General features: G+C 38.4%; 20 protein-coding genes and 2 pseudogenes. 15 read left to right on the top strand and 7 right to left on the bottom strand.

Going from position 1 to position 22,406, the window contains the following annotated elements; genetic code table 11:
* Position 1: 1 nt before the first annotated feature.
* From F903_RS15815 to F903_RS15805, 3 genes are all read left to right on the top strand, one after another.
* Complete coding sequence (locus tag F903_RS15815; protein ID WP_005198567.1) at positions 2-1,030, top strand: DUF932 domain-containing protein; 1,029 nt, start codon at positions 2-4, stop codon at positions 1,028-1,030.
* Positions 1,031-1,141: 111 nt separating this feature from the next.
* The gene (locus F903_RS15810) at positions 1,142-2,197 is read left to right on the top strand and encodes a YqaJ viral recombinase family nuclease (protein ID WP_005198565.1); all 1,056 of its coding nucleotides are present in this window, start codon (positions 1,142-1,144) and stop codon (positions 2,195-2,197) included.
* A gap of 241 nt (positions 2,198-2,438) precedes the next feature.
* Positions 2,439-3,338: a recombination directionality factor gene (locus F903_RS15805; protein ID WP_005198563.1), complete on the top strand. Its 900-nt coding sequence runs from the start codon at positions 2,439-2,441 to the stop codon at positions 3,336-3,338.
* A 103-nt stretch (positions 3,339-3,441) separates the two neighbouring features.
* On the opposite strand, the gene F903_RS15800 is transcribed toward F903_RS15805, so the two are convergent.
* The 3 genes from F903_RS15800 to F903_RS15790 form a co-directional block, all read right to left on the bottom strand.
* On the bottom strand, positions 3,442-3,714 hold the full coding sequence (locus tag F903_RS15800) for a hypothetical protein (protein ID WP_005198561.1): 273 nt from the start codon (positions 3,712-3,714) through the stop codon (positions 3,442-3,444).
* Positions 3,715-3,728: 14 nt separating this feature from the next.
* Complete coding sequence (locus F903_RS15795; protein WP_005198559.1) at positions 3,729-4,610, bottom strand: copper resistance D family protein; 882 nt, start codon at positions 4,608-4,610, stop codon at positions 3,729-3,731.
* 68 nt (positions 4,611-4,678) lie between these two features.
* Positions 4,679-5,059, bottom strand: a complete 381-nt coding sequence (locus tag F903_RS15790; RefSeq protein ID WP_005198558.1) for a copper resistance CopC family protein — start codon at positions 5,057-5,059, stop codon at positions 4,679-4,681.
* A gap of 281 nt (positions 5,060-5,340) precedes the next feature.
* Between F903_RS15790 and F903_RS15785 the strand changes: the two genes are divergently transcribed.
* On the top strand, positions 5,341-7,704 hold the full coding sequence (locus tag F903_RS15785) for a heavy metal translocating P-type ATPase (RefSeq protein WP_005198556.1): 2,364 nt from the start codon (positions 5,341-5,343) through the stop codon (positions 7,702-7,704).
* 73 nt (positions 7,705-7,777) lie between these two features.
* Here F903_RS15785 and F903_RS15780 read toward each other — a convergent pair whose 3' ends face one another.
* Both F903_RS15780 and F903_RS15775 read right to left on the bottom strand, forming a co-directional pair.
* A complete protein-coding gene (locus tag F903_RS15780; protein ID WP_004959365.1) occupies positions 7,778-9,154 on the bottom strand; it encodes a heavy metal sensor histidine kinase in 1,377 nt (458 codons plus the stop codon).
* Positions 9,144-9,827: a heavy metal response regulator transcription factor gene (locus F903_RS15775; protein WP_002058525.1), complete on the bottom strand. Its 684-nt coding sequence runs from the start codon at positions 9,825-9,827 to the stop codon at positions 9,144-9,146. The genes F903_RS15780 and F903_RS15775 overlap by 11 nt, the downstream gene beginning before the upstream one ends.
* 150 nt (positions 9,828-9,977) lie before the next feature.
* Between F903_RS15775 and F903_RS15770 the strand changes: the two genes are divergently transcribed.
* The 6 genes and pseudogenes from F903_RS15770 to radA all read left to right on the top strand — a co-directional run bounded on the left by F903_RS15770 (position 9,978) and on the right by radA (position 16,046).
* A complete protein-coding gene (locus tag F903_RS15770) occupies positions 9,978-10,328 on the top strand; it encodes a hypothetical protein (RefSeq protein WP_002058521.1) in 351 nt (116 codons plus the stop codon).
* Positions 10,329-10,416: 88 nt separating this feature from the next.
* Positions 10,417-12,306, top strand: coding sequence for a copper resistance system multicopper oxidase (locus F903_RS15765; protein WP_005198554.1), 1,890 nt, complete (start codon positions 10,417-10,419; stop codon positions 12,304-12,306).
* Positions 12,293-13,186, top strand: a complete 894-nt coding sequence (locus F903_RS15760; RefSeq protein ID WP_005198553.1) for a copper resistance protein B — start codon at positions 12,293-12,295, stop codon at positions 13,184-13,186. The genes F903_RS15765 and F903_RS15760 overlap by 14 nt, the downstream gene beginning before the upstream one ends.
* A 111-nt stretch (positions 13,187-13,297) precedes the next feature.
* A complete protein-coding gene (locus tag F903_RS15755; RefSeq protein ID WP_005198552.1) occupies positions 13,298-13,702 on the top strand; it encodes a hypothetical protein in 405 nt (134 codons plus the stop codon).
* A gap of 80 nt (positions 13,703-13,782) precedes the next feature.
* Positions 13,783-14,349, top strand: a pseudogene (locus F903_RS15750) (TolC family protein); the annotation flags it as partial.
* A 209-nt stretch (positions 14,350-14,558) separates the two neighbouring features.
* Positions 14,559-16,046 carry a DNA repair protein RadA gene (gene radA, locus F903_RS15745; protein ID WP_005198550.1) on the top strand — a complete coding sequence of 496 codons (1,488 nt, stop codon included), beginning with the start codon at positions 14,559-14,561 and terminating at the stop codon, positions 16,044-16,046.
* Positions 16,047-16,252: 206 nt separating this feature from the next.
* On the opposite strand, the gene F903_RS15740 is transcribed toward radA, so the two are convergent.
* Together F903_RS15740 and F903_RS16515 are read right to left on the bottom strand one after the other, a co-directional pair.
* Positions 16,253-16,849, bottom strand: a complete 597-nt coding sequence (locus F903_RS15740; RefSeq protein ID WP_005198549.1) for a putative adenosine monophosphate-protein transferase Fic — start codon at positions 16,847-16,849, stop codon at positions 16,253-16,255.
* A gap of 12 nt (positions 16,850-16,861) precedes the next feature.
* The gene (locus F903_RS16515; RefSeq protein WP_005198548.1) at positions 16,862-17,029 is read right to left on the bottom strand and encodes a YhfG family protein; all 168 of its coding nucleotides are present in this window, start codon (positions 17,027-17,029) and stop codon (positions 16,862-16,864) included.
* A gap of 497 nt (positions 17,030-17,526) precedes the next feature.
* Between F903_RS16515 and F903_RS15735 the strand changes: the two genes are divergently transcribed.
* From F903_RS15735 to F903_RS15715, 5 genes and pseudogenes are all read left to right on the top strand, one after another.
* The gene (locus tag F903_RS15735; RefSeq protein ID WP_005198546.1) at positions 17,527-19,257 is read left to right on the top strand and encodes a class I SAM-dependent DNA methyltransferase; all 1,731 of its coding nucleotides are present in this window, start codon (positions 17,527-17,529) and stop codon (positions 19,255-19,257) included.
* Between the two features lie 13 nt (positions 19,258-19,270).
* Positions 19,271-19,645: pseudogene (locus F903_RS15730) on the top strand (LexA family protein); the annotation flags it as partial.
* Positions 19,642-20,979, top strand: coding sequence for a restriction endonuclease subunit S (locus F903_RS15725; RefSeq protein ID WP_005198542.1), 1,338 nt, complete (start codon positions 19,642-19,644; stop codon positions 20,977-20,979). The pseudogene F903_RS15730 and the gene F903_RS15725, both read left to right, overlap by 4 nt.
* Before the next feature lie 2 nt (positions 20,980-20,981).
* Positions 20,982-21,533, top strand: coding sequence for a hypothetical protein (locus tag F903_RS15720; protein ID WP_005198540.1), 552 nt, complete (start codon positions 20,982-20,984; stop codon positions 21,531-21,533).
* Complete coding sequence (locus F903_RS15715; RefSeq protein WP_005198538.1) at positions 21,530-22,354, top strand: hypothetical protein; 825 nt, start codon at positions 21,530-21,532, stop codon at positions 22,352-22,354. The genes F903_RS15720 and F903_RS15715 overlap by 4 nt, the downstream gene beginning before the upstream one ends.
* The last annotated feature ends 52 nt before the right edge of the window (positions 22,355-22,406 follow it).

Below are 22,406 nucleotides of genomic sequence, written 5' to 3'. Positions count from 1 at the left end.
CATGGCACATTTACTCGAACAAATGGCTTATGTCAGTCAAACCCCTTGGCATGGTCTAGGCAATCAGCTCACCCAAAACCAACCGATTGAAGTGTGGTCACAACAAGCAGGCATGGACTGGCGTATAGAAAGCTCTGATGTGAGCTACATGGCACAGAACCATCGTGGGCAAAGCATTATCATGCCTTTTGAAGAACAACGCGTACTGTACCGCTCAGACACCCATGCACCGCTATCTGTTGTCAGCCAACGCTACCAAGAAGTGCAACCCAAAGAAATTTTGGAGTTCTACCGTGATTTAACCGAGCTATCGGGCTTTGAACTGGAAACCGCAGGCGTACTCAAAGGTGGTAAGAAATTCTGGGCATTGGCACGCACAGGACAATCTACCGCCCTTAAGGGTAAGGATGTTAGCAATGGCTATATTTTACTGGCAACAGCATGTGACGGTACGCTTTCCACTACCGCACAATTCACCAATATCCGTGTGGTGTGCAACAACACCTTAGCCATTGCCCTAAAAGGACAAGGCAACAGTGCTGGCGTGGTTAAAGTGCCGCATAGCACCAAGTTTGAAGCGGATAAAATCAAACAGCAGCTTGGCATATCAGTACGTGCATGGGATGAACACATGTACGAAATGAAGAAACTCAGCCAACGCAAAGTGACGCAGCAAGAAGCCGCTGCCTACTTCGATGCGGTGTTTAACAATAGCAGCCTCAGCAGCGCAGAACAGGATGATGGCATTATTCAGTTCTACCGCAATGTGGCAGCCAAAACGGAACAAAAGACTGAACCGAACGGACGTGCCATGTCGAAAGTAATGACCATGTTTAACGGTCATGGACGCGGGGCCGAACTCAGCTCAGCCAAAGACACCGCCTACGGCTTGCTGTGCAGCATCACCGAGTTTGCCGATCACGAACGCCGTGCCATGAGCCAAGACCACCGACTCGATTCTGCTTGGTTTGGTGCAGGTGCAGGCTTAAAACAGCGTGGCTTAGAACAAGCATTAGGCATGATTGCCTAGCGCACAATGATGCAAGCAAAAGTCGAATGACCGTTTCCCCCTTAATACCACATCTTCGGATGTGGTTTTTTTATGCCCGAAATTTAATTTTTTACAGACTTGGAGTATCAAATGAACCATATCGTTGAACCGAACCATAGCCATTCCACAGCATACTTACCATTGCCACACACAGCTAAACCGAGCCGTCCGCAACCTAAGCGTTTAGCAGATACCAAAGGAATGAGCCGTGAACAATGGTTACAAGTACGAAAGCAAGGCATTGGCAGTAGTGATGCCGCAGCAGCATGCGGCTTAAATCCCCACATGAGCATGTTGGAATTGTGGATGATTAAAACAGGTCGAATACAGCCACCACCCGATCAACCGACTAAAAATCGCTACTCACCATTGTACTGGGGTAACAAGTTAGAACCGCTGATTGCTGACTACTATCGACACAAGACAGGCAATAAAGTGCGGCGGGTCAATGCCGTGTTGCAGCATTCCGATGCAGACAAATGCTTTATGCTCGCCAACCTTGACTATGCCGTTGTGGGGAGTGAAGAGGTGCAAATATTGGAATGTAAATCGGTAGGAGAGTGGGGGACGAAACATTGGCGTGATGCTGTGCCTTTATACGTGATTATTCAGGTGCAACATCAACTGGCAGTGACAGGCAAACAAGCAGCGCATGTTTGTGCTTTGATTTGTGGGCATGAGGCAAAAATATTTAAGATCGAACGCAATGAAATCGTGATTGATCGAATCATCGCTTCCGAGCGGATATTTTGGAATTGTGTAGAAAAAGATATACCGCCCGCAGTCGATGCCAGTGAGTCGGCAGCCAAAGCCTTACAACTGCTATATCCGCAGCATATTCCTTTACAGACCGTAGACCTTTCAGGTATGTCAGGTATCGACCAACTGTTTACTGATTTACTCAATGAGGACAAACAACTGGCACATCATCAAACCAAATATGACTTCCTCAAACATCGTATTCAGGCTTTGATGAAAGATGCTGAACGTGCCACCTTCAGCACTGGTTCGGTGACATGGAAAAAATCCAAGGACAGTGTGGTTTTAGACCAAAAAGCCTTGCTACAAGCACAACCCGAATTACTGCAACAGTACCCACAAGCTCGCAGTGGCAGTCGAAGATTTAACATCCACCCATTGAGTTAAAGCTCAATAGAAATACGCCTTAAACCTAAAAAAGCGCAAAGCCGCCCCTTCTGCCCTCCCTCCAAAAAACAGAGAAAGGGCGTTGGAGCAGCTTTGCGTAAAACTAGGATGCACACAATCTCTTATGACCGACAAATAACGATAGGTGATTGAAAGGGCTGAACAGAAATGGGCGAAGAGAAGGTGCTTTACAGTAAATACCATAACTTCGTAAATATTTAACGAAACGAGGAATCAAACCATGATTAAAGGTTTAGCCATTACCCCACCAGTCTTAGGACGCATCAGCATTGGCAAAGTGGTCGAAAAGAACGGCAAACGCCTGCCTGAAAAAGATGATCAATTTACCATTACCAGCCAAATCCAAAATAAAGATGGGTGGGTCAAACATCCACTGGATGAGCAACTACGTGCCAAAGCGCCCAATCAGAACCAAAAGCTGAGAAGCATTCCAGTCCGCATGATCTTCAATGATCCCGATCTCAACTTAAGAGCAGAGTACAGCCTATTTGACCGCCAAACTGGACGTTTAATCTGTTCAGGCAATGGCGAAAGCTGTCAGCGACTCGGTCAAAATGGCATTGAACAACATCCATGTCCATCACCTGATTTATGTCCATTGGCACAGGGTGGATTATGCAAGCCCTATGGCAGACTCTACGTCAACTTAGATGAATCAGATGAGTTTGGTACTTTCATCTTTAGAACCACAGGCTTTAACAGCATCCGCACTTTGGCAGCTCGACTTCGTTACTATCACGCAGCATCGGGTGACTTACTTTCTTGTTTGCCATTGCAATTGACCTTGCGAGGTAAAAGCACCACACAAAGTTACCGTACCCCGATCTACTACGTGGATCTGACTTTACGTGATGGCACAAACCTGAAAGATGCGATTAGTTCAGCCAAACAGATGGATGAACAAAGTAAGACAGCAGGGTTCTATCAGGAGGCTTTGGATCATGTGGCACGGCAGGGTTATGGTAATGCCTGCTTTGAGGTGGGAGGTGAAGAGGGTTTGGATATAGTGGAGGAGTTTTACAGCGTTGAATCTCAAACAGAGCATCAGCAAACGCATGATCTCACTCATGTTCAAGATATTCAGAAAGGCTTACAGCAGTCGGTTCAAGCTCTGAATTAAATACTGTTGGGGGCTAAGAAGCCCCCAACAGTAATATTGCTACTATTTTTTATTAAAAAATTTGAACTACTTATTGAATCAATAAACATTACTTAAGTATCGTTTATTTGGAGGGCGGTAGTACGTTAGGCTTTTGTAACATTAATCCATTTATAACTTTTTGTTGTCTACTATCCTCATTACGTAGTTGTTTATCTTTGGAATGATGGTCATCTTTATTCTCATCAACTTTGGTATCGCCATGGTTATGATCAGTAATATTACGTAATTCAGTATCATCTAAGGAGCGAATCGTTTTTGAAGTGCTAGGTTCAGCCCAAGATATTGTATTTAAAAATATGTGAAATAATAAATTGTACTTCATCCATGAAGTCATAGCGTGATCCTTTTTTACTCAATACCGACTACAGTGGTGATATAACCAGTGGCTAAAAGAATTGATAGACCTAATGACATCTCAAATAAAATGGCATAGCCCAATTGTTTCGCAAATTTCGGGTCTTGTAAGCGAGGTGTGAAATACCATTTGTTAAAGGCTGCTAACAATAAAATACTTAGGACAAATAATATTTTAATAATAAATCCATGCCCATAAGGTGTATTGATTAGAGTATTAAAATCTTTAAAGAGTAATAAAGCAATACTAAGACCACAAGCGATGAGTATTCCTACAATAAAGGCTGCTATTTGCCCAAATAGATGCATATGTTCTTTAAGTGGTAAGCCATTAATTTTTTTGCTTGTTTTCCATAATGGATAAAGCGACCCCATCCATAAGGACATTACAAGTACATGTATTGATAACAAAGCTTGAGCGAATAAGGGTAAATTCGTGACGTGTCCGAGTTGTGAAAAACTTAAAACGATTGGTGTGAGCAGTATGGTAAAGATTGCTCCTTCAGTTTTGGAAATATCAATCGTCCCTTTACTAAGTTTGACTATCATAAATATGAGTAAAAGTGCAAAACTGATTGATCGAATGATATAGACATGTCCAGTAGGAGTATTGACTAGTATATTTATATAGTTGCTATCCCACATACCTGAAAGGCCAGTGTTGGCAAAACTTCCTATAAGAATGAAGAAGCCGAGAACACTTGAAAAAAGACCTAATCCTGTACCAATAGTTATGTATTTGAGAATAGTTCCCTTTATTTCAACATAACGTCCAAGTAAGAAATAGCAGAAAGCACCACCTATAATAAATGCAATCCCTAAATATAGAATGACTTTAACCAACCATGTTGCGTATATCCAAGTCTCAGGAATCATATTTTTCTCCCACAGTTATAGCCAACGTGTCAGCAAGCTGCTTGCATGTTGGCTATTTGCATTTATTGTTATTTTACCGATTTAATAGTGAAATTATATTCACCATTCATGTTATGGCCATCGGTACCCATTGTGGTCCAAACCACCGTATATTTTCCTTTTTTTAGTTTTGGAACCGCTACGTCAAATGATTTTTTCATATCATGAGTTATTTGGTAGTTCAAAGGGATATCCTTACGTTGGGCATCAAGTAACTTAACGTTCATTAGCATGACTTCTTCACCAAAATTGAGTGTTATGTTTTTTGGTTGACTTGCTACAGAAGCATTGATCGCAGGAATTGCACTTTCAAGTTTCACGTGTGCAAATGCACTTGAAGCAGTAACAATCAGTGTTGCACCTACGAGAGTGTTACGTAGAGCTGACATTTTATTTTTGAAAATTTTCATTTCTTCATCCTCTTTAAACTAATCTTGGGCTCAGTAATGACCGAATGAAATGCATCAATTGGTTGCTTGGTCATCACCTTTCTCATGCTTATTATTAAAGGATGAGAGAAACATCCCGATGACTTCAAAATTACATTTTTGTCATTTTAAAAATTAAAAAACCACAAGTGGTACACTGGCTTTAAAGAAAACAATGATCACTAAACAAACTAATAAGAGGGCGTCTATTTCCATCTTAATGAAATTATTAATTTAAAAAATTAAATATGAAGGAGGCTTTTATGGACCATCATCATGAAAACAAAGTACTCAATAACAGACTTACTGACCCTGTCTGTGGTATGACAGTTACAGAAGCATCCAAGTTTTATGAAGAAGTTAAAAATAGAACTTTTTACTTTTGTAGTGAGAAATGCCACATAAAGTTTAAAAGTGATCCTCATTTTTATTTTACTAAAGTTGAGAATGTAGTTGCGTTAAAAGAACCACAAAAGAGGGATGGTGAGGATTCAAATGAAGTTAATCAGCCTGCTCATGTTAATACCTTCACGATATACACTTGTCCAATGCATCCTGAAATTAGACAGAACCATGCGGGAAATTGTCCGATCTGTGGTATGTCGTTAGAGCCTTTACTTCCTGACTTAGATGACGCTGATAAAAACCCAGAACTCAAGAATTTTAAGCATAGATTTTGGTGGACCTTACCGCTAACCATTATTGTAGTTTTCTTAGCAATGTTTGGTCATCAATTGAACTGGTTCGAAATGCAGGTGCAAAGCTGGATTGAACTGGTACTGACTTTACCAATTGTTTTGTGGGCAGGAATGCCATTTTTTGTGAGATGTTGGCAGTCAATCCTTAATCGGAGTCCAAATATGTGGACCTTGATTGGAATTGGTACAGGAGCTGCTTTTATATACAGCCTTGTTGGAACAATAGTACCTCAAGTATTTCCAGACTCATTTGTATCTATGGGGCGTGTTGCTGTGTATTTTGAGGCGACCGCAGCGATTATTTCTCTCACATTGTTAGGTCAAGTGCTAGAGTTAAAAGCACGTTCCCAAACTTCAGCGGCAATTAAATCCCTACTTGGGCTAGCACCTAAAACAGCAAGAAAAATCAGTGTTGATGGTATAGAAGAAGATATTCCACTATCTCATGTACACGTAGGCGATTTATTACGGATACGCCCCGGTGAAAAAGTTCCTGTTGATGGAGTCATTACAGAAGGTTCAAGCTCTGTAGATGAATCGATGTTAACTGGTGAACCTGTGCCAGTTACAAAACGTGTGGGTGATCAAGTCATTGGTGCAACAATGAACATGAATGGTTCATTGGTGATGCGATCAGAAAAAGTTGGATCATCAACCGTACTTTCTCAAATCGTGCAAATGGTTGCTCAGGCTCAACGTTCAAAAGCACCTATGCAGCGGATGGCGGATCATGTTGCAGGACGATTTGTTATGGGGGTTATAGGTATTGCTGTTCTAACTTTTTTGGGGTGGGGGCTATTCGGACCTGAACCTAGTTGGGTTTATGGATTAATCAATGCAGTAGCTGTTTTAATCATCGCATGCCCATGTGCTTTGGGATTAGCTACGCCAATGTCAATTATGGTAGCAACAGGGCGAGGTGCATCAAATGGAGTACTTTTTCGAGACGCTGCCGCAATAGAGAATCTACGTAAAATTGATACATTGATTATTGATAAAACAGGAACTTTGACAGAAGGACAACCATCATTCAATAAAGTAGTAGCCACTTCAGGATATGAAAAGAATGAAGTCCTCCGTTTAGCTGCGAGTTTAGATCAGGGCAGTGAGCATCCTTTAGCAAATGCAATTGTACGTGCCGCCCGTGAGCGAAATCTTACTTTAAGTAAACCTACTTCATTTGAATCAGGTTCAGGTATTGGTGTTAATGGAGAGATAAACGGACAAAAATTAGCTCTAGGTAATACGGCACTGATGAAGCAATTAGGGATATCTGTTAACACTCTTATTCCACAAGCAGAGGTATTAAGAGCTGAAGGTGCCAGTGTTATGTATTTGGCAGCCGATGGAAAACTGCTAGGTCTTCTGGCTGTTTCAGATCCAATCAAAGCAAGTACACCTGAGGCTGTTCTTTCATTAAAAGATTCCGGTCTAAGAATCGTAATGGCTACTGGTGATGGATTAACAACAGCTAAGTCTGTTGGCGCTAGATTAGGTATTGATGAGGTTTATGGTGAGGTTAAACCCGCAGATAAATTAGAATTGGTTAAGAAATTGCAAAAAGAAGGAAGAGTGGTTGCGATGGCTGGTGATGGGATCAATGATGCCCCAGCTTTAGCTCAGGCTGATATCGGAATTGCAATGGGTACAGGAACAGATGTAGCAATGAATAGTGCACAAGTTACTTTGGTAAAAGGTGATTTACGCGGTATAGAGATTGCTCGTTCATTATCAGAAGCAACCATTAAAAACATGAAGCAGAACCTTATGTTCGCATTTCTTTATAATGCTTTAGGTATTCCTTTAGCAGCGGGTATTTTATATCCATTTACTGGCTGGTTACTTTCTCCTATGATCGCAGCCTTAGCAATGAGTCTAAGTTCAGCATCAGTAATTGGTAATGCTTTACGACTACGTAGCCAAAACTAAGTTTTTCTGACTACTCATTATTTTTAACTATTAAAGATGAGTAGTCAGTAGTTGTTTATTTTTATATAAGTGATTAATTTTTAAAAATAATTTTAAAAGTTATGCGGCCATTATGATAGTCTGCTCTAATTGTTGCGCCATGTACATCAAGAATGGATTTGGTAATTGCTAGCCCTAAGCCAGTACCTTCCTCAACTCGCTGTCTGGAAGCATCTGTTCTATAAAAACGGTCAAATAATCGATTTAGCTGGTCTGATGATAAAGGTGAGCTTTCATTCTCAATTGTAAAAACAGTTTTATCAAAGCTTTGTTGGCAATTGATTTTGATCACTGAATCTGTTTTTCCATATTTGATCGCATTTGATAATAGATTACTGAGTGCTCGACGTAACATTGAAGGATCGCCATTTACATAACCTAGACCAGTTTGTTCTAAAGTCATTTTCTTTTCAGAAGCAATAGCATCATAAAAGTCAAATAAAGCTGAAATTTCTTTGACCAAATCAATTCTTTGTAAGTTTGGTAAATGCAAACCGTGTTCGGCTTTGGCAAGGAATAACATATCTGAAACCATCCGAGCTAAACGTTCAAACTCTTCTAAGTTAGAAAAGAGAACTTCCTGATAAGTATTGATATCTCTACTACGGGATAAACATACTTGGGTTTGAGTCATCAAATTATTAATAGGTGTGCGAATTTCATGAGCAAGATCAGATGAGAAGTCTGATAATTTCTCTACAGCAGATTCCAGTCTATCTAACATATCGTTAAAAGCTATGGCTAAGGATCTAAGCTCTGTTGGCGTGTTTTCGACTTCTAAGCGTTCAGAAAGATGTTGAGCAGATATACCTTCTGCCACTTTTGCCATTTTTTGAACTGGGCGTAACCCTCGCCATGCTGCGAACCACCCTAAGAACATTAAACAAATTGTACCCACAAATCCAATGTATAGAAGTTGACGTCTAAAGTCATTTAAGAAATGTAGATGCTCAGAAGTATCGATGCCAACGACAATTTGAGCTGACATAATTGAGTCTTGATGATTAAAAGACTTTGTATAAATTAAACCACGGTAGGTTTTATTTTGAATGCTCCATTCAACCCAAGGCTTTCGTTTTGATTTATTGAGTGTTTGGGTATGAATGGTGGATGGTGCTGAACTAAAAATAATTTGACCCGTTGGTCGTTCAATTTGAACAATTAGATCATGATGACCAACTAAGGCATCTTTTAAATATAAATTCAATTCTTGAGAATTAGAAGGATTCTGTTCTAATAGATTCTCTATAAGTTGAATTTTACCTTCTAATTGAGTTCGGTCTTGAGCTTCGAAATGATGCATTACGAGTTGATGAATAACTAGTCCCATAATCATTAGAATGATTACGGTAGATAGAGAAAAAATAATAGCTATACGAAAGCTGATTGCATTAAACAATTTACGAGTCATCTTCAACCTCTAGAACATAACCCATTCCCCGTATGTTCTGGATTAGCTTAGGGCTAAAGTTACTGTCAATTTTACTTCTCAAACGTTTAATAGCGACTTCTACGACGTTGGTATCACTATCAAAATTCATATCCCAAATTTGAGAAGCTATGAGTGCGCGAGGTAAAATTTCACCACGTCTACGCATAAATAATTCCATCAGCGCGAATTCTTTAGCTGTTAAGTCAATACGTTGCCCAGCGCGAGTGACGCGGCGTTTACGAAGATCAAGTTCAAGATCAGCAATTGTAATAAGGTTACTATCTTCTTTTTGTTGTCCCCGTCGGAGTAAGCTTTTAATGCGTGCTAATAACTCAGCAAAAGCAAAAGGTTTTACGAGGTAGTCATCAGCTCCCAAATCTAATCCCTTAACTCGATCTTCAATTTGATCACGCGCTGAAAGAAATAGAATAGGCATTGTCTTTCCGCTTTTGCGAATATCATAAATGATATTCCAGCCATCTAATTTTGGTAACATAACGTCCAAAATGATGAGGTCATATTCTTCGGAAAGTGCTTGATGTTTACCTGATAATCCATCTGTGACCCAATCCGTAATATACCCAGCTTCAGATAGACCTTGTTTAAGGTAATCACCAGTTTTTTGTTCATCTTCAACTAGTAAGATTCTCATTGATAAAAATCCAATATCACTCATTAAGAATATAATAACGTTATAAATACGTGATTCTTTGTAGATTACAAAAATGTCATTTTCATGTCATATAGATGTTTGGTGGTAGCCTTTAAGGTATTTGTATAAAGTTAATTTTTGGAGCAAAACATGAAAACTCTATTCCGTCGTAGCTTAACTACACTTATGTGTATTGGAACTTTAATTGCAGGAACTCAGTCTTGGGCAGCCGATGCTAAACAGGGAACCACTGTAGTCACTGAAACTAAAGCGGACTCAAAAATGTCAGAGAAATGCCAAAAACCTTGTAATATGAAGAATGATGAGAAAACCCAACAGGATCATAGTCAGCATGAGCATGGCAATATGGCTGATATGTCTCAGATGGATCACTCTAAGATGATGAATATGGATCAGTCTAAAATGGGTAATATGGATCATTCAAATATGATGAACATGGACCACTCAAAGATGAACATGTCAAATACATCAAATAAATAACAAATACGATAAATGAAAGATTGGTGAGATTAAAGCGAATAATTGGTTTGCTTGAGCTCCCCATCTTTATATTAGATAGGTGAAATAAATGTCTAAAAAATTAAGTCATGTCCTTTTAATAGGAGTTGGTTTATTTTCATCAACTTGGGTAATGGCGGCAGTTAAAGAATATGATTTAACAATCGCTGAACAAACTGTAAATATCACAGGAAAACCAGTTGAGAGAATTACTGTAAATGGTAAATTCGTTGCACCACTTCTTGAATTTGAAGAAGGTGATGAGGCCGTTATCCGTGTTCACAATAAGTTAAAAAATCAGGACTCTTCAATCCATTGGCATGGCTTATTATTACCTGGAATTATGGATGGTGTACCTGGATTTAACAAATTTAATGGCATTGCCCCTAATAAAACTTATGAATATAAGTTTAAAGTCCGCCAAAATGGTACTTATTGGTATCATTCACATAGTAAAGGACAAGAACAAGACGGTTTATATGGTGCTTTTGTTATTTATCCTAAAGATAAAACTCCACTAACAGCTGCTGAAAAAACCGATAAAGATTACGTTGTTTTGCTTTCTGATTTTCATAATTCGACAAGTGATCAAATTATGAAAAATCTTAAAAAAGAAGCAGACTACTATCAGAACCGCCGCGAAACAGTATTCGATGTATTAAAACAAGTTAAACGTGATGGGCTAAAAGCGACTTGGCAAGACCGTTCTATGTGGAATCAGATGCGAATGCTGAAAACAGATATGTCCGATGTGACTGGTTATACATTTTTAATGAATGGCAAGACACCTCAGCAAAATTGGACGGGTAACTTCAAAGCTGGTGAAAAAGTTCGCCTTCGTTTTATTAATGCTTCCGCTATGTCATTCTTTGATGTACGCATTCCAAACCTAAAAATGACTGTAGTCAGTGCTGATGGTCAACCTGTAAAGCCCGTTCCTGTAGATGAGTTCCGTATTGGTACTGCTGAAACTTATGATGTCATTGTGGAACCAAAACAAGCACATTACCAAATTGAAGCTGAATCTATTGATCGTACTGGTTTTTCGGTTGGAACCTTACATGATGAAAATACCTTACCTGTAAAACAAATTGAGATGCCTAAACCTCGTCCTCGCTCTTTATTGACTATGGAAGATATGGGGATGGATCATGACATGTCTTCAATGCAAGGTATGAATCATGATATGTCTTCTATGAAAGGTATGGATCATGATATGTCTTCTATGAAAGGCATGAATCACGATATGTCTTCTATGAAAGGTATGGATCATGATATGTCTTCAATGAAAGATATGAATCATGATATGTCTTCTATGAAAGGTATGAATCACGATATGTCTTCTATGAAAGGTATGAATCATGATATGCCGATGAATAGTGCTACTGTTAAGTCGGCTTCAGACAAGAATGATAATACCGTATTTGGATGGGCAAATGCTTCAACACCCGTTGGTCAAAAAGCACTCCAGTATAGTGATTTACAATCTTTAAACCCTCAACCAGATACTCGTGCCCCTGAACGTGAAATGGAAATCCGTCTTGGTGGGAATATGGAGCGCTACATTTGGACAATTAATGGTAAGAAGTTTAATGAAACAGAACCATTCAAAGTGAAATATGGGGAACGTATACGCTTGAAATTTGTGAATGACAGTATGATGGCTCACCCAATGCACTTGCACGGTATGTTTATGCAGCTTGAAAATGGTCAAGATCCAAGTAATATGCCAAATAAACACACGATCATTGTGCCACCAGGGAAAACAGTTACAACTTTACTTACTGCTGATGAATTAGGTGAATGGGCTATCCACTGCCATTTGTTATATCACATGGCAGCTGGAATGATGAACAAACTCATTGTGGCAAATGTAGATAGCAATGATGTTGATTCAAAAAGTATCGTTGCCCAACCCCATGCAAATGATAAGGGAGTGAATCAACATGCAAACCACTAAAAAACTTTTTTCAAAAACACTTTTATCAGTTGCTTTAATTGGTTCAGCAGGTATGGCATTTGCTAATGATAATTCGACTGAAAATCTAAATAAGAGTACGTCAAGTATGAATGTGCTTTTAAGAGAATCAGGCGGATTAGGCTATGTTGAACGTAATACTGATCAAAAGTCTTCAAACAGCAAAGAACTTGAAACTTTAGCTTTTAGCCAAAATCATAAAAAACATTTGAACGAGCATGGTGGGCAAATCTATCAAACAACTAAATTTTCCAATGAGTGGATAGTTGATAAAGATGGAAAGGGCAGCTTAGGTTCGAGTTTCGAGGCATTGATTGGAACAGATGAAAATCGAATGTTTGTTGAAGCTAATATGAATAAAGCGGAGAGTAATGACCCCAAATATGATGTATCAGCTCTTTACAGTAGAAATGTTGCAGCATTTTGGGATGTACAAGCTGGGGTAAGGTATAGTGAGGACAAAAATAACCGTAATAGTAATCGCATTGATGGCGTTATTGGATTATTAGGTCTTGCTCCTTATTTCTTTGAGACAAAAGCTTATCTTTATGGTGGTGAAAATAATTTTTGGGGAGCCAGTTTTGAGTTTGATCGAGATCTATTACTCACTCAAAAGCTAATTACTCAGCCATATATTGCAGCAGATATTGTGCTTAATGATAATTCAGATTTTGCTGCAAAGTCAGGTTTGTCTGAGTTAAAGACAGGTATAAAAACTCGTTACGAGATTAATAAGCGTATCAGACCATTTGTTGATGTCGCTTATCAATATGAAAAAGGGCAGAAATTAACGACTTTTCAAGAAGCTACAGATTCTGAAAAAGGGTGGTTATACGGGGCAGGTATTGAATTAGTTTTCTAATTTTGTCTCGATATTAAAATAGCAGCCTTAAGGCTGCTATTTTAATGAATAAAATTGCTAATTTTTCTAAATCTGTAAAACTAAAAAAGCTTAAATTTTGGTCATGACGTTATGCACTGGTTAAAAACATGCCTTTCGCTGTTTTTATCATTTGCTATCCTCATCGTAGGATCGGCAGCAGCTGCTGCATCTGTACATAGTCCATGTTTAATGTCATCTCAAGATATGCAATCCATGCAAATGATGAATTCTGAAGATCATGAAAAAGCAAGTGCTATGCACATGGATTGTATGAAAGCTGAAGTAAAGATTAAGAAGCAATTACATGATCCATCATGTATGTCTAAGCAAGATTGTATTATGTCATTTTCTAAAATTGCATATACATCTACAGCACTAGGTGTTTTGCAATCTATGGTTTCTTCCCCTGTGGAACAGTCTGCTTTTTCTCCATTAAATCAAAATTTCACCTCATCTGATCCATCCAATTTATGGAAACCCCCACGCTCTAATTAATTTGATGACTAATCACCATTCATAGAGTTTTCTATGGATGTTCTGCACGTGCGCGTGTACATCATTTTAGAGCTAAAAATATGAACTTTAATAAAGAAAAACTGTCCCTAAAATGGGGTGGATGCTCAATTGCGACGATCTGTTTTTTCTTGAGTTATGGTCATGCTTATGCCCAGCCATTGACTTTGGATACAGCGTTGAAGCTTGCTGAGCAATATGCACCTACTCTAAGGGCCAATAGTGCTCAGATTGAAGGCGCTGAGAATATGGTTTCAGCTTCCGGTATCTTACCCAATCCTAAACTGTTTGTTGGCTTAGATAATTACCCCGTGTCTGGCGATGCCGCATGGTCAGTCACACAAGAAGGCATGACGATGCAAAAGATTGGCATCATGCAAGATTTTCCAAATCGTGCCAAAAGATTGGCCGAAATAGAATTAGCAAAAGCTGAATTGGGTTCAGCTAATGCTCAGACAGAAATTCTTCGTATTGAGTTACGTCAAAAAGTAGCGTCGGCATGGCTTAAGCGTTTTTATCTTGAGCGTAAACTGACCTTATATGATGACCTTCTTTCAGAAAATGGATTGTTATCCCAGATTACGCAGACACAGGTTACATCTGGTCGGACTATGGTTACTAATGCAATTTCCCTTATTTATTCATCAAAGGGGATGTGGTTATAAATGTAATTTTTTTTTTGACGCTAGTTAGCATCTTGGATGGGTTATCACTCTTAATCAATTGAATATTTTTTTCACACTATTTACTACCCATTGCCCTTATTCCGCCGCAGCTCTTGAGAAAGACAATTATGCTGGTTAGGCTGCGTTTATCAGTCCAGCATAGGTTGTCAATTATGGTTAAAAGTGTGCTTTTTGCATGTAGTCAATGTGGGCACAAAGAGGAGCAATGGGTAAAACAATGTATTAACTGCGGTGATTATAATAGTTTTAGGAAAAGTATTGTTGAGGTAAAAACTCAACATCGAGCCATCGCAGGTCTCAATAATTCTGGTTACGCAGGAGAGCACCATCATATAACGAAATTAAATGAGGTTAAGGCAAGTCAGGAGATTAGGTGTTCAACTGGTATAGGGGAGTTTGATCGTGTACTAGGTGGTGGTTTGGCAAGTGGTTCAGTTGTATTAATTGGTGGCGATCCGGGCATTGGTAAGTCAACTCTACTTCTACAAACTGCTACACATATTGCAGAAAAACAATCTGTTTTATATATCACAGGGGAGGAATCGCTGTCGCAAGTTGCAATGCGTGCTAAACGTTTAGCTTTGCCAGTGGATAAACTGAATGCTATGGCTGAAACAAATGTGGAGCGTATTTGCGAAATATTAGATAAACAAAATACATCTATAGTGATACTGGATTCTATTCAAACCCTTTATACGGAGTCTGTTCCGTCCGCTTCAGGAAGTACAACGCAAATTAAGGAGTCTGCTTCAATCTTAACCAGATATGCTAAACATACAGGTATATCTTTACTGATCGTAGGTCATGTCACGAAAGAAGGTGCTTTAGCGGGACCACGAGTGCTTGAGCACATGGTTGACTGTGTATTGTATTTTGAGGGTCAAAGTGATTTGCAGTATCGGATGTTGAGAGCGGTCAAGAACCGTTTTGGTGCTGTGAATGAATTGAGTGTTTTTGAAATGACAGAACAAGGTTTAAAAGAGGTGGTCAACCCTGCTGCTATTTTTTTAAAGCGTTATGCTGAGCCTTTTGCTGGTTCTGTGGTCATGGTCAGTCGGGAGGGCGCGCGCCCATTCTTGGTTGAAGTTCAGTCTTTGGTCAGTGAGTCAAAAAACCAAGCTCGCCATGTGGTGCTAGGGGTGGAACACAACAGACTTTCTATGTTGTTAGCTGTAATGCGTGAGCGAGCGGGTGTAAATCTTGTTGAGCATAATGTCTATGTCAATATTGTAGGTGGTTTAAAGATTACTGAAACAGGCTCGGATTTAGCTGTTTTATTGGCGTGTGTATCGAGTTTAAATAATCAACCTTTGCCACGAGATGTGGCTGTATTTGGTGAAGTAGGCTTGTCAGGAGAAATTCGTACTGTATCCAATGCACAGGAGCGAATTAAGGAAGCACAAAAGCATGGTTTTAAAGTTGTAATCGTGCCTCAAGCAAATGCCCCACAAAAACCGATCGAACAAATGGAAGTAATAACCGTTGAGAATTTGAAACAGGTATTACAAATAGTTTTTGAAAATGGCATCGCTAGTGCTAAAAATGAGAATGCACAGCAAGGACGTGGAAAGGTTCACTCTAAGTCGGATGAAGATGATGATTTTGACGAGCTTGAGGATTATTGTGTAGATGACTACTAGCGGTATTTACTCACTAATATGTCACTTGAATTCAGGTGTAAAAGTGCCTCTGTGCTTGTTCATGTCGTTGCCCTCGTAACGGCGATGGTTTATACCTATCGAACTGCCCGATTCCATTAGACCATTACAATACGACCTGATGCTCCCAAAGAACTTAAATTGCAAAACCGTGCATAAACTAATGGGAGCTTCGGCTCCCTTTTTTTTTAATCAGTAAGAATCAGGCAGCGTTCAAATATTTTAATCAATGGGTTTAATTTGCCATAAAAGCCTTCAATGTTCGCTTGTACCCACAATGCTTGTGATTCAATTCGCGACCAATCTACACCATAGCCACAGTACACAATGAGGTGTTCAAAGAAAATACGTTGGGTGCGTCCATTGCCTTCACGAAATGGATGGATGACATTGAGTTCACAATACAAATCGGCAAGCTTTGGTATAAGTTGCTGTGGCTCTAAACCTTGAAAGTAATTGTGCTGCTGTAGTGTGTTCAAAAGTTTATTGGTTTCAATTTCGATACGTGTAAAAGTACAAAATCGTGTATCGCCTTTGGAAATATCAATCTGTCGAAGTTGTCCAGCCCATTCGTATAAGTCACCAAAAAGCTGGGCATGAATAGATTGTAAATATTGCAGGTTGTAAGGTGGTTCTGCATATTCAATCAGACTGCTTGATATGCCAGACAGTTCAAGTTCGGCTTGCTCTAAAATCTGCTCATCACGGATATTCAGCTTGTTTTTTAAAATATTTGTACCTGAGTAGCAATATAGGCTATCACCCAGTTCGCCATACTTATCCATTTAAGCACCCGACTAGTTTTCTTGTTGTGAATACTTTTTATATTTTTGCAAAATTTGCGCTTTGTTGAGCTGTGCTATATTACCAGATGTGATGATTCCTTCAAGTTTGAGGCTCGCAAGGTAGTTTTGCAAACGTGTGTCTTGAATATATTTTTTTTTCTGTTCGGTGGTCTTAAGCACTTTGAGACTCCATCAATTTAACAACAAAAATGAGTATAGCAGAGAATGCATCCATACATCAGTGTGACAAATCATGTCTTTTTATTGGAGACTTTAAAAGCTAAATTATTACTGGGGATAATGAAGTCGCATAGCTAGCCTAGCTTAGACACGGCGAGCAACTGTATGCAAGCGTACTTCGCGACAACAAGTGCAACCTTTTATTATTGGGTGAATTGCAGTGATTCGCCAGCATGGAAAATACTAAATTAGGTTAAATCTAAGCGTCCAAGTCGAGTAATGTCGTAGGTTGTATTATTTGTACGTCAACACATGTCGCAACAATTATAAAACGGCTATTTTGCTTTTGCGTATTACGCTAAAATTGGCACACTTAACCCATGCCATTTTTTTGTTAAGAGCATGACTTTTAACAGGTCGCAGTTATGCTACCTTATGCCTATTATTGAACATAAAGTATAAAACCAAAGCGGTTAATCTTAGACTGAGGAAATTACATGCAATCGTTGGAACAAAAGTTTCTAAATGACCTAGATGACAAGCTCTGGAAAGCCGCTGACAAACTCAGAAGCAGCCTAGACGCTGCCAACTACAAACATATTGTCCTTGGGTTGATTTTCCTAAAATATGTGGCAGATGCCTTTGATGAACGTCAGTCTGAACTTAAAGATTTATTTGCTCAAGCAGATGATCACAACATCTATTACATGCCTCGTGATCAATACGACACAGAAGAGGAATACCAACAAGCAATCGCTGATGAATTAGAAATTATCGATTACTATCAAGAAAAAAATGTGTTTTGGGTGCCTAAAGCAGCACGTTGGACAACATTGCAAAATACAGCCGCTTTAGCGATTGGTTCGATTATTTGGCAAGATGAACATGGGCAAGATGTCAAATTACGTTCTATCTCTTGGTTAGTTGATAATGCTTTTGATGAAATTGAAAAAGCCAACCCTAAATTAAAAGGCATTCTCAACCGTATTGGTCAGTATCAGCTAGATAACGACAAGCTGTTGGATTTGATCAACACCTTTTCGGACACCAGCTTTACCAAGCCTGAATACAATGGTGAAAAACTCAGTCTGCACAGTAAAGACATTCTCGGGCATGTTTACGAATATTTTTTAGGGCAGTTTGCTTTAGCCGAAGGCAAGCAAGGTGGGCAATATTACACACCTAAAAGTATCGTGACTTTGATTGTGGAAATGTTGCAGCCCTATAAAGGTCGAGTCTATGACCCTGCAATGGGTTCGGGTGGTTTCTTTGTGTCCAGTGAAAAATTCATTGAACAACATGCACAAGAAAAGCACTACAAAGCATCGGAACAGAAAAAGCATATTTCTATTTACGGGCAAGAAAGTAACCCGACCACGTGGAAACTGGCTGCCATGAACATGGCGATACGTGGCATTGACTTTAACTTTGGTAAAAAGAACGCCGACACCTTTTTAGACGACCAACACCAAGACTTACGTGCTGACTTTGTGATGGCAAATCCACCGTTTAATATCAAAGATTGGTGGCACGCTTCACTGGAAAGTGATGTACGTTGGAAATACGGCACACCGCCACAGGGCAATGCCAACTTTGCTTGGATGCAGCACATGCTGCACCATCTATCACCAACGGGCAGTATGGCACTTTTGCTTGCCAATGGTTCGATGAGTTCCAATACCAACAATGAGGGTGAAATCCGTAAAAACCTGATTGAAGCAGATTTGGTCGAATGTATCGTGGCATTGCCAGGGCAACTGTTTACCAATACGCAAATCCCTGCCTGTATTTGGTTTCTGACCAAAGATAAAAAGAATGGTTTATCCCTAGATAAAAAGAAAGCCAATCGTGAGGGCAAGACTTTATTTATTGACGCTCGTAACTTGGGCTATATGAAAGATCGTGTACTGCGTGACTTTACTGATGCAGATATTGCCAAAATTACCAATGCCTTACACGCTTGGCAACAAGGTGAAAATTTTGAAGGTGAAGCTTATCAGGATGAAAAAGGCTTTTGTTTCTCGGCTGAGTTAAAAGACATTCAGAAGCATGATTATGTACTGACCCCAGGACGTTATGTGGGCGCAGTCGAGCAGGAAGATGATGGAGAACCTTTTGCCGAGAAGATGGCACGCTTAACAGGGCAACTGAAACAGCAATTTGCTGAAAGTGCTGTACTGGAAAGTGAAATCAAAAAGAACTTAAAAGGCTTAGGTTATGAGCTTTGAGCAACCCTCTCTACTGTGTGAAGCTGAAAAACTGGCAACACCTGAATTTTTAGAAACCAATGATTTTTTTGATGTGAAGCTATACCGTCCTGTGATTGATTTGGAAAGTGGTGCAATAGGTGGTGCAATTGATCATTCAAGTGGTGTAATAGAGGGTTTAGGTGGTGCAATCGAAGCAAATCAACTCACCGAACGCCAACAAGAAATTTTAGTTTTAATTCAGCGTAATCCGAAAGTTTCTTATCGCTCTTTGGCAGAGCAACTTGGCATTAATCAGTCTGCCTTACAAAAGCATCTGAATCATTTAAAAGATGCGGATTGGCTTGAGCGTGTGGGTGGAACACGTGGGTATTGGGCGATTAAAAAAGAGTTTGGGGGTGAGTTGTGAGTTTTGAGACAATAAAGGATATTGTGGATTTTAATCCCAGCCGTCCGTTATCTAAAGGTAAGGAATTTCCTTTTATTGATATGGCATCTTTACCTGTAAATGGCAGAGATATTAATGAAGTTTCGAATAAAGTTTTTAATGGTGGCGGAGCAAAATTTAAAAATGGTGATACCTTATTTGCACGAATCACTCCATGCTTAGAAAATGGTAAAACAGCTAAAGTCGAAAATTTACCAGTAGGTTGTATCGCCCACGGTTCAACAGAGTTTATAGTTTTGTCAGCAAAGTCAAAAGACGACGAAGATTTTGTTTACTATCTCGCACGATTACCCGATTTTAGAAGTTACGCAATTTCAAGAATGGAAGGAACTTCTGGAAGACAAAGAGTTTCTTGGCAAGCATTGGCAGAATTTAATCTACGATTACCAGAGAAAGCTAAACGGAAAAAAATAGGTAAAATTTTAAAATCACTAGACGACAAAATCCATCTAAATAATCAAATCAATCAAACCCTAGAATCCATTGCCCAAGCCCTCTTTAAAAGTTGGTTTATCGACTTTGAACCTGTGCGTGCCAAGATTACAGCAAAGCAAGCAGGACAAGACCCTGAACTTGCTGCTATGTATGCGATTAGTGGAAAAAGTGAAGCTGAACTTGAGCAAATGGCAGAAGATGATTTTGCAGAATTGCAAGCCACTGCTGCACTATTTCCTGATGAGTTGGTAGAGAGTGAGTTGGGGGAGGTGCCGAAGGGGTGGGAGTTACAGCAAATTAAGGATATTGCAAAATACTGTACTAATAAAATTTCATTAAAAGATTTAACTCTTGAAAATTATATATCTACAGAAAATATGTTACCTGAAAAAAAGGGGATCGAAAAAGCAAGTTCATTACCAAAGGCAAATAGTGTTCCAGCGTTTAGGCAAGGGAATATTTTAGTTTCCAATATCCGACCTTATTTTAAGAAAATTTGGTTTTCTTTTTTCGATGGTGGGCATTCTAATGATGTATTGAACTTTGATGTCTTAGAAAAAGGTACGGAAGAATATTTATATAATTTAATTTACCAAGACAGTTTTTTTGACAGAATGATGGCTTCATCTAAAGGTTCAAAAATGCCTAGAGGTGATAAAAAAGCAATTATGGATTTTCAGATAATTGTACCGCCGATAAGTTTAAGGTGTTTGTATTCTGCAAAAGTAAGATCATTTTATTTTTATCAAAATAAATTAAAAATTGAAAATCAAACATTGATTGATTTAAGAGATACTTTATTACCAAGGTTGTTGTCGGGTGAGGTGGATTTATTGGATTTGCATGGTGAGAGGGATTAATTATGAATATAATATTCCGATTCTTACTCACTTTAAATTCGACATCATTATTGTTGATAATTTTTTTGATTAAGGAAAAGTATGTTTTATGGCAAGGAGTTTCTGAATATTTATCATATATTGTATATGTTGTTTCACCAATTTTGATGACATATCTTAGTATTCTTTTATGTTCTAAACTTGGTAAAGATAGTTTTAAATGTGAATTAGACAAAACAGGAGCTAAAAGCTACCCCATACAAGAAATTGAGTATGCAAATAATAGTTTTTTACCCAGTTATCTAGGTTATTTTTTTGTTGCATTGAGTGTTAATAATATAGAAACATTGGTATGTGTTTATGCCATATTGTTTGTATTTACATTTTTATCTCAAGCTTTATATTTTAACCCATTGTTTTTGTTATTTGGGTTTAATTTTTACAATATCAAAACTAAACATGGTGCATCCATATTTTTAATCACAAAATATGATTATAAAATTCCAGAAGATGTTGAAGTTGATGTAGCATACCGAATTAATAGTTATACTTTTATCGAAAGAGGAAATGAATGAATCAATTAATAGCACGAGTAAAGGGAAGGAAGAAACCTTTTTTCTATAAGTTACTTGATGATAAAGAAATTTATAACTTTGATGTTAGTAATGTCAGTCTAGTAGAGTATTCTTCTGACCATCTTCTTGATGAGGATAGCTGGTTTAAAATTGATAGTTTTAGTGAACAAGAATTTTTCCTGGATTTTTTAGGAAAACAGTTTGTTTCTTCAGAATATAACAGTATTCCAAAATCTAAGTATAAAGATATAGTCTACCTTTGTTCAGTCCAAAATGAAGATTACTTCTTTCAAAAGGTTACACCATCATCTTATGTGACTAAAAAATTCCTTACTTTAGGTGATGAGCTAGTTATTGAGGATAATGTCGACCGAGTTGTTATTAACCATTTGCCTGATGCTATATATTTCAAAAAAGAAGATAGACTAATCTTTAGAAACTTAGCTACTATTTCCAGCATTTTTAAGGGAATAGATATGCTGTATAAAGAGGCTACTCAAGAAGAGGTGCAACAATTTATTGATTTGGATTTTATAAAAGTATCAAATGATTATGATGCTCAAAAAGTTGGTAAACAAAATAGAAAACGTATAGCTTTGGCTTTAGCTACATTCACGGCTATGAGTGATGCTGATAAAGACACAATTTTTGATTATGTCCAAGAATATTGTGCAAATCTAAAATTTGATAAATCTGCTAAAAATTTTGAAATATCATGCGAAGAAGATATGAAATTTTTATTGTATGGAATTGAACAGAGATTTTATACAACTGTTTGTGGGAAAGAAAAGCGACTTGCTAATTCTGTACAACGACTTTAGTTTTTTTAAGCTAAAGTCCCGATATATTGCTATATAAAGACTTTGTATACTC

It is taken from the genome of Acinetobacter sp. NIPH 298 (genome assembly GCF_000369505.1).
Lineage (GTDB): Bacteria > Pseudomonadota > Gammaproteobacteria > Pseudomonadales > Moraxellaceae > Acinetobacter.
This window is presented reverse-complemented; position numbering and strand designations above follow the sequence as displayed.

Coding starts and splice junctions, on each gene's coding strand:
- F903_RS15815 (WP_005198567.1), top strand. CDS start 2: ATGGCACATTTACTCGAACAAATGGCTTATGTCAGTCAAACCCCTTGG.
- F903_RS15810 (WP_005198565.1), top strand. CDS start 1,142: ATGAACCATATCGTTGAACCGAACCATAGCCATTCCACAGCATACTTA.
- F903_RS15805 (WP_005198563.1), top strand. CDS start 2,439: ATGATTAAAGGTTTAGCCATTACCCCACCAGTCTTAGGACGCATCAGC.
- F903_RS15800 (WP_005198561.1), bottom strand. CDS start 3,714: ATGACTTCATGGATGAAGTACAATTTATTATTTCACATATTTTTAAAT.
- F903_RS15795 (WP_005198559.1), bottom strand. CDS start 4,610: ATGATTCCTGAGACTTGGATATACGCAACATGGTTGGTTAAAGTCATT.
- F903_RS15790 (WP_005198558.1), bottom strand. CDS start 5,059: ATGAAAATTTTCAAAAATAAAATGTCAGCTCTACGTAACACTCTCGTA.
- F903_RS15785 (WP_005198556.1), top strand. CDS start 5,341: ATGGACCATCATCATGAAAACAAAGTACTCAATAACAGACTTACTGAC.
- F903_RS15780 (WP_004959365.1), bottom strand. CDS start 9,154: ATGACTCGTAAATTGTTTAATGCAATCAGCTTTCGTATAGCTATTATT.
- F903_RS15775 (WP_002058525.1), bottom strand. CDS start 9,827: ATGAGAATCTTACTAGTTGAAGATGAACAAAAAACTGGTGATTACCTT.
- F903_RS15770 (WP_002058521.1), top strand. CDS start 9,978: ATGAAAACTCTATTCCGTCGTAGCTTAACTACACTTATGTGTATTGGA.
- F903_RS15765 (WP_005198554.1), top strand. CDS start 10,417: ATGTCTAAAAAATTAAGTCATGTCCTTTTAATAGGAGTTGGTTTATTT.
- F903_RS15760 (WP_005198553.1), top strand. CDS start 12,293: ATGCAAACCACTAAAAAACTTTTTTCAAAAACACTTTTATCAGTTGCT.
- F903_RS15755 (WP_005198552.1), top strand. CDS start 13,298: ATGCACTGGTTAAAAACATGCCTTTCGCTGTTTTTATCATTTGCTATC.
- radA (WP_005198550.1), top strand. CDS start 14,559: ATGGTTAAAAGTGTGCTTTTTGCATGTAGTCAATGTGGGCACAAAGAG.
- F903_RS15740 (WP_005198549.1), bottom strand. CDS start 16,849: ATGGATAAGTATGGCGAACTGGGTGATAGCCTATATTGCTACTCAGGT.
- F903_RS15735 (WP_005198546.1), top strand. CDS start 17,527: ATGCAATCGTTGGAACAAAAGTTTCTAAATGACCTAGATGACAAGCTC.
- F903_RS15720 (WP_005198540.1), top strand. CDS start 20,982: ATGAATATAATATTCCGATTCTTACTCACTTTAAATTCGACATCATTA.
- F903_RS15715 (WP_005198538.1), top strand. CDS start 21,530: ATGAATCAATTAATAGCACGAGTAAAGGGAAGGAAGAAACCTTTTTTC.